Annotated in this window: 10 protein-coding genes; 6 read left to right on the top strand and 4 right to left on the bottom strand. The window is 69.2% G+C overall.

Annotated elements, in window-relative coordinates:
• Positions 1 to 12 precede the first annotated feature (12 nt).
• Both AC07YS_RS05950 and shkS read right to left on the bottom strand, forming a co-directional pair.
• Positions 13 to 1,200, bottom strand: a complete 1,188-nt coding sequence (locus AC07YS_RS05950; RefSeq protein ID WP_495267303.1) for a hypothetical protein — start codon at positions 1,198 to 1,200, stop codon at positions 13 to 15.
• 104 nt (positions 1,201 to 1,304) lie between these two features.
• The gene (gene shkS / locus AC07YS_RS05945; RefSeq protein WP_070061585.1) at positions 1,305 to 2,720 is read right to left on the bottom strand and encodes a surface-behavior sensor histidine kinase ShkS; all 1,416 of its coding nucleotides are present in this window, start codon (positions 2,718 to 2,720) and stop codon (positions 1,305 to 1,307) included.
• Positions 2,721 to 2,918: 198 nt separating this feature from the next.
• On the opposite strand from shkS, the gene AC07YS_RS05940 reads away from it, so the two are divergent.
• Complete coding sequence (locus AC07YS_RS05940; RefSeq protein WP_062482043.1) at positions 2,919 to 3,320, top strand: phage holin family protein; 402 nt, start codon at positions 2,919 to 2,921, stop codon at positions 3,318 to 3,320.
• A 64-nt stretch (positions 3,321 to 3,384) separates the two neighbouring features.
• On the opposite strand, the gene AC07YS_RS05935 is transcribed toward AC07YS_RS05940, so the two are convergent.
• Positions 3,385 to 4,587 carry an MFS transporter gene (locus tag AC07YS_RS05935; RefSeq protein WP_495267304.1) on the bottom strand — a complete coding sequence of 401 codons (1,203 nt, stop codon included), beginning with the start codon at positions 4,585 to 4,587 and terminating at the stop codon, positions 3,385 to 3,387.
• 144 nt (positions 4,588 to 4,731) lie between these two features.
• Here AC07YS_RS05935 and AC07YS_RS05930 point away from each other — a divergent pair, with 144 nt between their 5' ends.
• On the top strand, positions 4,732 to 5,673 hold the full coding sequence (locus tag AC07YS_RS05930; RefSeq protein WP_095946654.1) for a LysR family transcriptional regulator: 942 nt from the start codon (positions 4,732 to 4,734) through the stop codon (positions 5,671 to 5,673).
• On the opposite strand, the gene AC07YS_RS05925 is transcribed toward AC07YS_RS05930, so the two are convergent.
• Positions 5,649 to 7,019 carry an amidohydrolase gene (locus AC07YS_RS05925; protein WP_495267305.1) on the bottom strand — a complete coding sequence of 457 codons (1,371 nt, stop codon included), beginning with the start codon at positions 7,017 to 7,019 and terminating at the stop codon, positions 5,649 to 5,651. The two genes, AC07YS_RS05930 and AC07YS_RS05925, sit on opposite strands and share 25 nt — an antisense overlap.
• 182 nt (positions 7,020 to 7,201) lie before the next feature.
• Here AC07YS_RS05925 and AC07YS_RS05920 point away from each other — a divergent pair, with 182 nt between their 5' ends.
• The 4 genes from AC07YS_RS05920 to AC07YS_RS05905 all read left to right on the top strand — a co-directional run bounded on the left by AC07YS_RS05920 (position 7,202) and on the right by AC07YS_RS05905 (position 14,222).
• Positions 7,202 to 8,152, top strand: coding sequence for a LysR substrate-binding domain-containing protein (locus tag AC07YS_RS05920; RefSeq protein ID WP_495267306.1), 951 nt, complete (start codon positions 7,202 to 7,204; stop codon positions 8,150 to 8,152).
• A gap of 206 nt (positions 8,153 to 8,358) precedes the next feature.
• A complete protein-coding gene (locus AC07YS_RS05915) occupies positions 8,359 to 9,594 on the top strand; it encodes an efflux RND transporter periplasmic adaptor subunit (protein ID WP_495267307.1) in 1,236 nt (411 codons plus the stop codon).
• Between the two features lie 9 nt (positions 9,595 to 9,603).
• On the top strand, positions 9,604 to 12,768 hold the full coding sequence (locus tag AC07YS_RS05910; RefSeq protein ID WP_495267308.1) for an efflux RND transporter permease subunit: 3,165 nt from the start codon (positions 9,604 to 9,606) through the stop codon (positions 12,766 to 12,768).
• Positions 12,768 to 14,222, top strand: a complete 1,455-nt coding sequence (locus AC07YS_RS05905; protein WP_495267309.1) for an efflux transporter outer membrane subunit — start codon at positions 12,768 to 12,770, stop codon at positions 14,220 to 14,222. The genes AC07YS_RS05910 and AC07YS_RS05905 overlap by 1 nt, the downstream gene beginning before the upstream one ends.
• Positions 14,223 to 14,236: the final 14 nt, after the last annotated feature.

The raw sequence follows: 14,236 nt of genomic DNA, 5'->3' as shown, positions 1-14,236 counted from the left end.
CCGTTCATCCGCTCAGGAGGGCTTTCGCCGGTACACGAGCTGATGCACGACCTCGACGGTGTAGATCCCCTGCGTGTTCGGAACCACTTGATAGACCGCCGCATTGAGGTCGAGCTCGACGTTCTCGGAAAACTCCGTCTCGAAGGTCTTTGAATAGACGGGGACCTTGACGTACGGACTGTCCCGATCGGTGATCAACGTGACCTCGATGCGAACCGAGGTCTGCCCCGTCACCTCCCACCCAAGAGGCGCGTTGGCCGGAACCACCGTTCCGGCAATGCGGTATCGCGCCTTGGGCCGCTGGATGGCAACGCGCGGATCATCTGGCCAGTAGATCATCCGGGCCCCTTGCAGGCTGTAACGGAAGGAGAACCCGTTGCTCTTGCCGATCGGGGTCCGCGCCAATGCCCCGGGATTTGCCGCCACTTCATAGGCCGCACTGACCGGTGTGGCCGGCGTGTCAGCCGGCAGGGTTCCGGGGTTCACGACGACGGTCTCACCCATTCGGCGGACCAGGAAATCCATACTTCCTGCCGAACCGGAACCCATCGAACGCCCCTCGAGTTCGAGCGGGGAATTGATCGCGAAGCAATCCCGTGCATCGAGTGTTGTCGGCCAGAAATCCTTGAAGTGCGTGTCGGGCCGATAGCCGCCGCAGCTCGCATCGGGGATGTACCTGTTTCCGTTGTCCGGCGCGGCAAGCGTCTCGATCAACGCGAACTTGAGATGTGGCCCCGTCGCCGCCGGCGCGGTGGGCGTGACCGTCAGGTAGGCCGCCTCGCTGTCCTTCGCCCCATCGTTCACCACCAGGCGAACGACGAACTCGCCGGGAATGTCCGGGAGGAAAGAAGGGGTTGCACTGTCGGCGCCCATGAGCACCGCCTTGCTATTCAAGGGCTTGGACTGCAGCACCCACACGTAGCGCAGCGAACGCCCTTGTGCCGCCTGGCTCGTGCGGCCGTCGAGCTTGAGGACCAGCCCCAGGGTCGTATCGACGGGTTTTGCCACGCGGGCTTGCGGCGGTTCATCCCCGACGGGTGCTGGTGTCTCCGGCTCCGAGGGGCCGGAAGACCCGCCCGTGCCCGAATTTGGCAAGGGCAGGCCGAAGACAGGCCCTCCAGCGCCGCCACCTCCGCCACCGCATGCGGTCAGCAATGCGAGCGCCGCAACGCCCAACGCGTGTTTGAACTGAATAGCCATATCCGCCCGATCCTCCCTTGTGTATTGACAGGGAAGATAGCAGAGCCGGCGACGCATTCGCGCGCTCGCCGCGTCGTTGCGGCACCTGTGTAATCGAGCGCCGCTTAGCCGCCCGACGCACTCACCCGCGCCTGCGCCACCGCTTCGTCGGCATCGTGCAGCGCCACGCGGAACACGCTGCCGCTGCCCAGGCGCGAACGCACGCTGACCGGGTGCCCCAGCACGTGCGACAGCCGTGCCACGATGGCCAGGCCGAGGCCGAAGCCGTCGGAGGTGCCGGCATGGTCGGCGACCTTGTAGAACTCCAGGAACACGTCGCGCAGGTGCTCGGGCGCGATGCCGATGCCGGTGTCCCACACCTCCACGCGCATGCCCTCGCGGGTCTGGCGCGCGGCCAGCAGCACGCCGCCTTCGGTCGTGTACTTGATGGCATTGGCCAGCAGGTTGCCGATCATGCGGCGCACGCGGATCGGGTCGGTGAGGAACGAGCCCTCGGTCACGTGCACCCGGAAGTCCAGCCCCCGGCTCTCGGCCACGGGGCGGTACTGCAGCTCCAGGTCGTGCAGCAGTTCGGCCACGTCGACGCGCTCGATGTGCAGGCGCACCTGGCCCGCGTCGATGCGCGCGAGGTCGAACATGGAGTCGAACAGCGCGTTCACCGCGTGGGTGGCGCGCACGATCTTCGGCGCCAGTTCGAGCACCAGCTCGGGCTCGTTGCGCAGCCAGTCGGCGTACAGCGACAGCGCCAGCACGGGCTGGCGCATGTCGTGCGCAGCGCTGGCCAGGAAGCGGTTCTTCATGGCCACGGCCGACACCGCCGCCTGCCGCTGCTGCGTGAGCGACTTGATCAGGATGTGGTTGTGGAACAGCAGCTCCAGGCTGTTGCGCGCGGTCTCGTGGATGTTGCGGCCGGCGCGCAGCAGCAGGAACCAGTGCAGCGCCGGCAGCAGCGGCATGAGGTAGCCGTACTGGAAATGCGGGTGCTGCATGGTGACGGCCACGAGGCGCACCAGCACCGCGCCGAGCATGGTGATGAACAGCGTGTTGACGTAGCGCTTGAGCAGCGGCGGGTGCAGCGCCAACCCGTTGAGCGGGAAGGTGCCCACGCCGGCCACGATGAGCCAGCTCATGAACTGGTTGACCTGCGGCGTGCGCTCGAAGAACAGCAGCACCGAGCAGCCCCAGACCACCGCGCTGGTGCTCCACACGAAGCCGTAGCGGTCGGTGAACTGCTGCTGCGCGACGGCGCTGCGCCCGGCATAGCGCACGGCGTACACGCGCGCGCCCCAGGCCCGGCAGGCGGTGGCGATGATGCCGGCGGCCAGCCAGGTCAGCAGCTCCCAGCGGGGCACGTGGCCCCAGCTCAGGCCGACCATGGCGGGCATGAGCGCCGCCGAGACGAGGTAGGAGCCGCGCGCCGAGCGCATCAGGCTGCGGATGAGTTCCCCGCGCACCCACGACTCGGCCTCGTCGGCCGACGCCGGAGCGGGTGTCACGCTTGCGATCGACGCATTCGCCATGGATGCATGACCGTGGTGGATTCGGCCAAACCAGAGAAAGATGGAGACAGGCGCCTGCGCAGGCGCCGGAAGTTCGCGATCTTAACGGCCTGTCGGCCATGGTTTCGGGAAGTAACCGCAGAAAATCCGCCCGCCCCGCGCAGCGGTCCGCCGCGACGCCCCGTTTACCATGCGGGCTGCCGACACACACCGCACGCCATGCTGAACAACATCACCCCTTTCCTCGTCCACTGGGCCATCACCGGCATCTCGCTGTGGGTCGCCAGCCATCTCTTCAAGGGACTCAAGTTCGACAGCACCTCGGCGCTGATCGTGTCGGCGCTGCTGCTCGGGCTGGCCAACGCCATCGTCAAGCCGCTGCTGATCTTCCTGACCCTGCCGCTGACGCTGCTGACCTTCGGCCTGTTCCTGCTGGTCATCAACGCGCTGATGATCCTTCTGGTGGCGGCGCTGGTGAAGGGCTTCAAGGTGTCGGGCTTCTGGACCGCGCTGTTCGCGAGCATCTTCGTTTCGCTGCTGAGCATCGTCATCGGCTCGTTCGTGACGGGCGGCGACCCGGCCGAGCAGATCCAGATGCCGCAGGGCGGCAACTGGCTCTGAGCGAGCCCCTGCCTTTCTCGCGGGCCCCGCCCGTTGCGCGCGAAATGCTCCTCGCCCTTCGGAATCAGTTGGACGACCGGTGTGGCTTCGCGGGAAACCCGTGCGCACGCGATGCCCAGGCAATCAGAAGGCCGGGAATCAGCAGCACCAGCAATGCCCATGGAAAAGCGCCGACGCCCGATGTCTCCAGCAACACGCCACCGACGATGCCGCCGCCCGCAATGGCGATGTTCCACACCGTGACGAGGATGGATTGCGCCACGTCCGCGCCGGGGCCGGCCGCTTCGGCCGACGCGGTCTGCAGCAAGGCCCCGGAGCCGCCGAAGGTCAGCCCCCACGCGGCCACCGCGACATAGACCACCACCGGCTGCGTGCCGGCGACGCCCAGGGCCAGCGACGCCAGCGCAAAGCCCGCGAGGGCGAGCAGCACCAGCGAGCGCAGCATGCGGTCGATGAGCAGCCCGCTGATCCAGATGCCGGCCAGCGATGCCACGCCGAAGACCAGCAGCACCGCATCGACCCGATCGGACAGGCCGGCCGGCGCCAGGAACGGCATCACGTAGGTGTAGAGAATGCTGTGCGCCAGCACCCACAGCGCAAGCACGGCCAGCACCGGTCGCACGCCGGGCGTGACGAAGATCCGGCGCACCGGCGTGCGCTTTTCGGCCGCCTGCCCCGGATAGTCGGGCACCTGCAGGAAGACCCAGGCCATCACCGCCAGCGTGAGCAGCGACATGCCACCGAACGCGGTGCGCCAGCCCAGCGTGGCGCCCATCAACGTCCCCAGCGGGACGCCCAGCGACAACGCCAGCGGTGCCCCCAGCCCGGCCACTGCCAGCGCGCGCCCCTTGAGGTGCTGGGGCACCATGCGCCGCGCATAGCCGGCCAGCATTCCCCAGATCAGGCCGCCCGCCATGCCGGCCATGAAACGCGCAACCAGCGCGACTGGATAGCTCGACGTCAGCGCCGTGAGCGTGTTGAAGGCCAGCACGGCGACCTGCGCCGCGATCAGCAACGGTCGGCGCCGCCAGCCCAGCGTGGCCGCCGTCAGCGGGATGGCCGCAACCAGCGAGCCGATGGCATAGAGGGTCACGAACTGGCCCGCGAGCGCTTCCGACACGCCCAGGTCCTGGCTGATGCGCAAGAGCATGCCGGCCGGCATCGTTTCCGTCAGCAGTGCCAGGAAGCCGGTCATCGACAGGGCCAGCAAGGCGGCTACGGGCAGTCGTTCAGTGCGCTCGCCCACGGTGGCGGTTGTGGTGGTCATTCAGTTGTTTTCCATCGTCTGTGCCCGCGTTGGCCGGGTGGCCCGCGTTGGCGTTCACCGCAGTGTGGGCGGGAATGCATCAATGAAAAATGGGCTAAAGTTTCAAATACCTATGACTCCTAAGTCATCAATCAAAATCTGCCGATGGAAAACCTGGGTTCGCTGAACGTCTTCGTTCGCGCCGGCGAAACGCGCAGCTTCACGGCCGCGGGGCAGCAGTTGGGCATCTCGGCCTCGGCCGTCAGCAAGGCCATCGTGCGGCTCGAAGAACGGCTGGGCGTGCGGCTGTTCCATCGCTCCACGCGCACCGTCCATCTGACGCCGGAAGGCGCGCTGTTCCTGGAGCGCTGCCGGCGCATCCTTTGCGAGGTGGAATCGGCCGAAGCGGAACTGCTGCAGACACAGAGCGCGCCGCGCGGCAAGCTGCGCATCAGCCTGCCGTCGGTGGGCACGCTGTTCATGCCCAAGCTGGCGGCGTTCAAGCGGCTCTACCCCGACATCGAACTGGACATCGACTACGCCGACCGGCTGGTGGACGTCATCGAGGAAGGCTTCGACGCGGTCATCCGCACCGGCGAGCCCAGCGATTCACGGTTGATGGCGCGCCGCATCGGCTCGTGCCGCAAGGTGATCGTCGGTGCGCCGGCCTACTTTCGCCGGGCCGGCGTGCCGCGCGAACCGCAAGACCTGGCAAGCCACGCCTGCCTGCTCTATCGCTTTCCCAGCACCGGCAAGCTGGACGTGTGGCCGTTGGGCCTTGCGGCCGGCGCGCCCGCCATCGACCTGCCGGCCAGCATGGTGACCAACACGCTCGATCCGCAGGTCTGCTTTGCCGAGCAGGGGCTGGGCATTGCCTGCGTGCCGGAGATCGCCGTGCGCCAGCAATTGGAACAGGGCCGCCTGGTCACGGTGCTGGACGACCACAACCGCGAACACATGATCTTCCACGTGCTGTGGCCGTCGAGCCGGCAGCTGTCGCCCAGGATCCGTGTGTTCGTGGACTTCATCGCGCAGCACCTGTTTCCGTTGTCGGATGCGCTGGAGCAGCCGATTCGCTCAGGTCAGCGCTGCGCGCCCGCCATGTAGTCCACCGTGAGCTGCGTCAGCGTGCGCACGCCCACCAGCAGGCTGGCCTCGTCGACGAAGAAGCGCGGCGAGTGGTTGGGCTCGGCCTTGTTCGCGTCGCGGCCGGGCGGCGTGGCGCCGATCATCACGAACAGGCCGGGCGCCTTCTGCGCGAAGAACGAGAAGTCTTCACCGCCCGTGCCCTTGGGGATCACGATCGGCGTGGCGCCGGGCACGCGCTGCAGGCTGGGCACCATCTTGGCGGTCAGGGCCGGGTCGTTCACGGTGGGGGCGTAGCCGTCGGCCTCGACACGGACCTCGGCCGTGCCGCCGCCGCTTTGCGCGATGTGCGAGGCGGTCTCGCCCATGCGCTTGATGATGAACTGACGCATCTCGTCGTCGTAGGTGCGCAGCGTGCCACTCATCTCCACAGAATCGGGAATGATGTTGTAGCGCGTGCCCGCGTTGAAGGTGCCCACGCTGAGCACCGAGGGCTCCTTGGTCACGTTGACCTGGCGGCTCGCGATGGTCTGGAAGCCCAGCACGATCTGCGAGCCCAGCACGATCGGGTCGACCCCGCTCCAGGGCTGCGAGCCGTGCGTCTGGCGACCCTTCACGCTGACCTTGAAGGTGTCCGAGCTCGCGGTGATGGGGCCGCTCTTGTAGCCGATCTGCCCGGTGTTCAGCGCCGAGACCAGGTGCAGGCCGAACACCGCGTCGGGCTTGGGCGCGTCGAAGGCGCCTTCGGCCAGCATGCGGCGCGCGCCGCCGATCTCGGCATTGGGCAGTTTTTCTTCGGCCGGCTGGAAGATCAGCTTCACGGTGCCGGGCAGCTGCGCCTTCATCGAGGCCAGCACCTCGGCCACGCCCATGAGGATCGCCACGTGGCCGTCGTGCCCGCAGGCGTGCATCACGTCGACCGTCGCGAAGCCCCACTGGGCACGCGCCTTGGAGGCGAAGGGCACGTCGACCTGTTCCTTCACGGGCAGCGCGTCCATGTCGGCGCGCAGCGCCACCACCGGGCCGGGCTTGCCGCCGCGCAGCGTGGCGACCACGCCGGTCACGGCCACGCCTTCGCGCACCTCGTAGCCCAGCGTCTTCAGGTGGGCCGCGACCAGCGCGGCGGTGCGCTTTTCCTGGTTGCCCAGCTCGGGGTGCTGGTGGATGTCGCGGCGCCAGTCGATCACCTTCTGCTCGATGGCCTTGGAGCGCTCGGCGATCAGCGGGTACAGCGGCACGGCGGCGGCCGGCGCAGGCGATGTGGCAGCAGCCGCAGCAGGCGCCTCCTGCGCCGAGGCGCACAGGGACGAGACGGCAAGGACGATGGGCAGGCACAGGCGCGTGGCCGGACGGAATCGGTGGGACATGGTGATGTGTTGTCAGAAAAGCAAGGAAGGGAAGGACCCGCCGGGCGGGAGCCCTTCGTCCGCACGGCCCCGTCGGACCGGCAGCCGATGCGCCCTTGTCTGCCGCCCGACCCCGTGAGCGTAGGAAGGCCACCGATTGGCGTCCAATCGCTTTTGCATCGACTGATAATGATTGCCTATCGATGGCCGACGACACACCTACGCCCTCCTCCGTGCTGCACGAGCGGCTGCTCGCGCGCCTGCGCCTGCGCCACCTGAAGCTCATCGACGCGCTGGCCGCGCACTCGCACCTGCGCCGCGCGGCCGAGGCGATCCACATCAGCCAGCCGGCGGCCACGCAGATGCTGCAGGAGGTCGAGGGCCTGCTCGACACGCCGCTGTTCGAGCGCCACGCGCGCGGCATGCGCATCACCGAGGCCGGACGCCTGCTGGCGCTGCACGCGCGCATGGTGATCGACGCCATGCAGGTGGCCAGCGACGGCCTCGCGGCGCTGGCCGCGCAGGAGACGCGCGCGCTGCGCATCGGCGCCATCGAGGCGGCCATCGCCAGCGTGCTGCAGCCCGCGCTGAACCTGCTGCATGCCCAACACCCCAAGCTGCGCCTGTTCATCGAGGAAGGCAACATCGAACGGCTCACGATCGGCCTGCGCGCAGGTGCCTTCGACGCCGTGCTGCTGCGCCAGCCGGCGCGCGTGCCCGACGCCCACCGCTTCGTGCCGCTGCGCAGCGACGAGGTGGTGGTCATCGCCGGCATCGGCCACCCGGCCGTGCAGCGCAAGCGCCTGCGGCTGCGCGACCTCGCCGATTCGCGCTGGGTGCTGCCGCCCGCGCACTTCGCGGTGCGCCAGGTGATGGAGGCCGCCTGGGCCGCCGAACGGATCGTGCCGCGCCCGCATGCCATCCAGGTGCTCACGCCGCAGCTGGTGCGCGCCCTGCTCTCGCAGCCCGACGTGGTGGTGCCGGTGCCGCGCACCGTGCTCGACCAGCTCGACCGCTCGGCCGTGGCCGAGCTGCCGCTGCGCATGAACGCGCCCATCGCGCCGCTGGGCATCCTCTACCGCACCGACAACGAGGTCGGCCCGCTGCCGCTGCTGGTCGATTTCCTGGTCGCGCAGGCGAAGAAGAAGCCATAGAGAGCGCTTCAGGCGGGTTTTTCATGCGGGCAATGCCCCGCTTCACACCCGCTTAACTGTGGGGCCGCACACTCGACGCCACCCGCCAGTCCCCTCGGGACATGGCACGGTTTCCGCTCTGTAAAGTTCGCCGCCCCCGCGCCGCGGCATTGAACTCGACGGCGCGAGCCCGCTCCATCTTTGGCTTTCGTTACTTCTGCCCGTCCATGCCCGTCCACTTTGCCTCCCGCTCCGCCCCGCTCCTCACGGCCCTGTGCATCGCCGCCGCCCTCGCGGGGTGCTCACGCACCAATGTGGAGGCCCCCGGCGCAGCCAAGGCGGCCAACGCCCCGGCAAAAGAAGTCGGCATCGTCACGCTCAAGTCAGAGGTGCTGGCCCTGAGCACCGAGCTGCCCGGTCGCACCGCGGCCCCGGTGATCGCCGAGATCCGCCCGCAGGTCGGCGGCATCCTCAAGGAGCGGCTCTTCACCGAAGGCTCGCAGGTCAAGGCCGGCCAGGTGCTCTACCAGCTCGACCCCGCCTCGCTGCAGGCGGCCCACGCCAGCGCGCAGGCCAGCGTGCGCAAGGCCGAGTCGGCACTGGCCACGGCCCGCACCGTGGCCAAGCGCAATGCCGAGCTGGTGAAGATCGACGCCATCAGCCGCCAGGTGTTCGACGAGACCCAGGCCGCCGAGCAGCAGGCCGAGGCCGACCTCGGTGTGGCCCGGGCCGCCGAGCAGACCGCGCGCATCCAGCTGGGCTACACGCGCATCACCTCGCCGATCACCGGCTGGGCCGAGCTGTCCACCGTCACGCCGGGCGCGCTGGTCACAGCCAACCAGGCGGCGGCCATGACCACCGTGCAGCAGCTCGACCCGATCCACGTGCACGTCACGCAGTCCAGCAGCGAACTGCTGCGCCTGAAGCGCGAGCTGGCCAGCGGCCGGCTGCAGCGCGCCAGCGAGGCCGAGGCGCGCATCCAGCTGCTGCTGGAAGACGGCAGCCCCTACCCGCACGCGGGCCGCCTCACCTTCAGCGGCGTGACGGTCGATGCCGGCACCGGCAGCGTCACGCTGCGCGCCGTGGTGCCCAACCCCGACAAGCTGCTGATGCCCGGCATGTACGTGCGCGCCGTGCTGCAGGAAGGCGTGAACGACGCCGCGCTGCTGGTGCCGCAGCAAGCCGTCACGCGCGCGCCCGACGGCAGCGCCTCCACGCTGGTGATCGACGCCGAGGACAAGGTCCAGAAGCGCCCCATCCGCATCGGCCGTGCCGTCGGCACGCGCTGGCAGGTCATCGACGGCCTGGCCGCGGGCGACCGCGTGCTCATGGAAGGCTCGCAGCGCGTGAAGGTGGGCGACAAGGTGCGCACGGTCGACCTGGGCGCGAAGCCGGCCGGCACCTCCGTCGCGAGTGCCACGCCCGACACCACGTCGGCCGCTTCCGCCACCGTCGCGCGCTGAGGCCACCCCATGGCCCAGTTCTTCATCGACCGCCCCATCTTCGCGTGGGTGCTTTCCATCGTCGTCATGCTCGCCGGGCTGATGGCCATCCGCACGCTGCCGCTGGAGCAGTACCCCGACATCGCGCCGCCGCGCGTGTCCATCAACGCCACCTACACCGGCGCCTCGGCCAAGACGGTCGAAGACTCCGTCACCCAGGTCATCGAGCAGCAGATGAAGGGGCTGGACAACCTGCTGTACATGCAGTCGACCAGCAACTCGTCAGGCGTGGCGCGCCTGTCGCTCACCTTCAACGCGGGCACCAACATCGACGTGGCCCAGATGCAGGTGCAGAACAAGCTGCAGCAGGCCATGTCGCGCCTGCCGCAGCAGGTGCAAAGCCGCGGCGTCACCGTCACCAAGGGCGGCAACGACTTCCTGCTGATCGTCTCGATGTTCTCCGGCGACGGCAGCGCCTCGGCGGTGGACGTGGGCGACTACATCAGCAGCAACTTGGTCGACGTCATCAGCCGCGTCGACGGCGTGGGCGAGGTGCAGACGCTGGGCACCGGCTACGCCATGCGCCTGTGGCTGGACCCCGACAAGCTGCGCAAGTACGCGCTCATGCCCTCCGACGTGGGCAGCGCCATCACCGCGCAGAACGCGCAGGTCTCGGCCGGCCAGCTCGGCGCGCTGCCGGCCGGTGCGCAGCAGCAGCTCAACGCCACCATCACCGCGCGCAGCAAGCTGAAGACGGTCGAGGAGTTCGAGAACGTGGTGCTGCGCGCCACGCCCGACGGCGCCGTGGTGCGCCTGCGCGACGTGGCGCGTGTCGAGCTGGGCGCCGAGAACCTCACGGTGCGTTCGGTGCTGGGCGGACGCCCGGGCGCCGGCATGGGCATCGTGCTGGCCGACGGCGCCAACGCGGTGCAGGTGGCCGAGGCCGTGAAGGCCAAGGTGGCCGAGCTGCAGCCGCTCTTTCCGAACCAGATGCAGACCTTCGTGAGCTACGACACCACGCCCTTCGTGAGCGCGTCGATCGACGAGGTGGTGAAGGCGCTGGCCGAGGCCATGGTGCTGGTCGTGCTGGTGATGTACATCTTTTTGCAGAACTTCCGCGCCACGCTGATCCCGGCCATTGCCGTGCCGGTGGTGCTGCTGGGCACCTTCGGCGTGCTCTCCGTGGCGGGCTACTCGATCAACACGCTCACCATGTTCGGCATGGTGCTGGCCATCGGCCTCTTGGTGGACGACGCCATCGTGGTGGTGGAGAACGTCGAGCGCGTGATGCACGAGGAAGGGCTATCGCCCAAGGAGGCCACGCGCAAGTCGATGGCCGAGATCACGCCCGCGCTGGTGGGCATCGCGCTGGTGCTGTCGGCGGTGTTCATCCCGATGGCCTTCTTCGGCGGCTCGACCGGCGTGATCTACCGCCAGTTCTCGATCACCATCGTCTCGGCCATGGCGCTGTCGGTGTTCGTGGCGCTCACGCTCACGCCGGCGCTGTGCGCCACGCTGCTCAAGCCGGTCGCCAAGGGCGGCCACGCGGCGCCGCGCAAGGGCGTGCTGGGCGCGGTCGACCGCTTCTTCGCGGGCTTCAACCGCCGCTTCGACCAGGGCGCCGACCGCTACCAGGGCATCGTCGGCGGCATCGTGCGGCGCGGCAAGCGCAGCCTGGTGGTGTACCTGCTCATCGCGGCCGTGATGGCGCTGCTGTTCATGCGCCTGCCCACCTCCTTCCTGCCCGATGAAGACCAGGCCTTCCTGCAGGTGCAGGTGACGCTGCCGCCGGGTGCGTCCGACGCGCGGCTGCAGCCGGTGGTCGCGCAGATGCAGGACTACTTCACCAAGCAGCCCGAGGTGGTGAGCGTGAACGTGATCACCGGGCAGAACGGCGACCAGAGTTCGGCGCGCGCCTTCGTGAAGCTGAAAGACTGGGCCGAGCGCGAAGGCGCCGGCCAGTCGGCCGCCGAACTCGCGCGGCGCGCCAACAAGGAACTCTCGACCATCCGCGACGCGCGCATCTTCGTGCTGCTGCCGCCGGCGGTGCGCGGGCTCGGCGCCAACGCGGGCTTCAACTTCCACCTGAAGGACATCAACGGGCTGGGCCACGACGCGCTGGTGAAGGCGCGCGACCAGCTCATCGACCTGCTCTCCAAGCGCCCCGAGGTGGCGAACGTGCGCAGCAACAACCTGGACGACACGCCGCAGTTCGCGGTGGACATCGACGACGCGCGCGCCGGTGCGGCCAGCCTGGCCACGTCCGACATCGACAGCACCTTGTCGAGCGCGATGGGCGGCACCTACATCAACGACTTCCTGGACAACGGCCGCGTCAAGCGCGTGTACATGCAGGGCGACACGGCCTTCCGCATGCTGCCCACCGACATCGACCGCTGGAGCGTGCGCAACAGCCTGGGCCAGATGGTGCCGTTCCCGGCCTTCTCCAGCTCGCGCTGGACGTACGGCTCGCCGCAGCTGCAGCGCTACAACGGCAGCCCCAGCTACGAGTTCGTCGGCGATGCCGCACCGGGCGTGAGCTCGGGCGACGCCATGGCCGCCGTCGATGAAGTGATGAAGCAGATGCCCGCCGGCATCGGCTACGAATGGACCGGCGCCTCGTTCCAGGAGCGCCTGTCGGGCGCGCAGGCGCCGGTGCTCTACGCCATCTCGATCCTGTTCGTGTTCCTGTGCCTCGCGGCCCTGTACGAGAGCTGGTCGGTGCCGTTCTCGGTGATCCTGGTGGTGCCGCTGGGCATCGTGGGCGCGCTGCTGTTCACCAGCCTGCGCGGCCTGAGCAACGACGTGTACTTCCAGGTCGGCCTGCTCACCACGGTGGGGCTGTCGTCGAAGAACGCGATCCTGATCGTGGAGTTCGCCAAGCAGCTGCAGGAGCAGGGCAAGGGCGTGATCGAGGCCACGCTGGAGGCCGTGCGGCTGCGGCTGCGCCCCATCCTCATGACCTCGCTGGCCTTCGGCTTCGGCGTGCTGCCGCTGGCCATCGGCACGGGTGCAGGTGCGGGCGGCCGCCAGTCGATCGGCACCGCGGTGCTGGGCGGCATGGTGGTCGGCACGGCGCTGGGCATCTTCTTCGTGCCGCTGTTCTTCGCGATGATCCGCGGCTGGCTGGAAGCCCGCCGCAAGCCGGCCGACACACCGCCGGATGCCTTGCCCGCGGAACAGGGAGCCCAGTGATGACGCGCACTCTCCTGCCCCGCCTTCCCCTGCGCGCACTGGCCTGCGCCGCCCTGGCCTCGGCCGTGCTCGCGGGCTGCGTCAACCTCGCGCCCGCCTACGAAACGCCCGCCTCGCCCGTGCCATCGGCCCTGCCCTCGGCCGGCGTCACGACGGCCACACCACTCGACATCGGCTGGCGCGACTTCTTCGTCGACAAGCAGCTGCAGGGCGTGATCGAACTCGCGCTCGCCAACAACCGCGACCTGCGCGTGGCGGCGCTCAACATCGAGCGTGCGCGCGCCCAGTACGGCATCGCGCGGGCCGACCTGTTCCCCACCGTCAACGCCGGCGCGGCCGGCACGCGCTCGCGCACGCCGGGCAGCCTGTCGACCAGCGGCGAATCGCGCATCGCCTCGCAATACAGCGCCAACCTCGGCATGACGGCTTACGAGCTCGACCTGTTCGGGCGCGTGCGCAACCTCGGCGAATCGGCGCTGCAGGGCTACTTCCAGACCGAGGAGACGCAGCGCAGCACGCAGATCAGCCTCGTGGCCTCGGTCGCCACGGCGTGGCTGCAACTGGCCGCCGACGAGCAGCGCCTGCAGCTCGCACGCGGCACGCTCGAGAGCCAGCGCAAGTCCTTCGAGCTGGTGCAGCGCAGCCATGCGCTCGGCGCGCAGTCGGGCCTGGCGCTGGCGCAGGCGCAGAGCACCGTCGACGCCGCGCGCGCCGACGCCGCGGCCTTCGACAGCCAGGTCGAGCAGGACCGCAATGCGCTGGCGCTGCTGGTTGGCGCCACGCCGCCGCCCGAGCTGCTGCCGACCGCCGCGACGACCGCCGACGTGGCACAGCTGCTCGTGCCCCCGGCCGGCCTGTCGTCGAACGTGCTGCAGCAGCGGCCCGACGTGCGCGCCGCCGAGCACGCGCTGCGCGCGAGCAATGCCGACATCGGCGCGGCGCGCGCGGCTTTTTTCCCGCGCATCGCGCTCACCGCCTCGGCCGGCACCGCGAGCAGCACGCTCTCGGGCCTGTTCACCAGCGGCAGCAAGGCCTGGAGCTTCGCGCCGTCGATCAGCGTGCCGATCTTCGACGGTGGCGCCAACCGCGCCAACCTGCAGGTGGCGCAGGCGCAGCAGAAGATCCAGATCGCGACCTACGAGAAGGCCGTGCAGACCGCCTTCCGCGAAGTGGCCGACGCCCTGGCCGAACGCCGCACGCTGGCCGAGCGCCTCGACGCGCAGCGCTCGCTGCGCGCCGCCACCTCGCGCAGCTTCGAGCTCTCGCAGTCGCTCTTCAAGAGCGGCGCCGCCAACTACCTCGACGTGCTGGACGCGCAACGCAGCGACTATGCGGCGCAGCAGACGCTGATCGGTTTGCAGCTCACGGAGCAGACGAACCGGCTGGCGATCTACAAGGCGCTGGGGGGTGGGTGGACAGAGACGGCAGCGACCGACGCGCAGCGCGGCACCTGAAGCACCGCGCCCTC

Source organism: Variovorax sp. GW458-11-26-14-LB1, from assembly GCF_059423965.1.
This window is presented reverse-complemented; position numbering and strand designations above follow the sequence as displayed.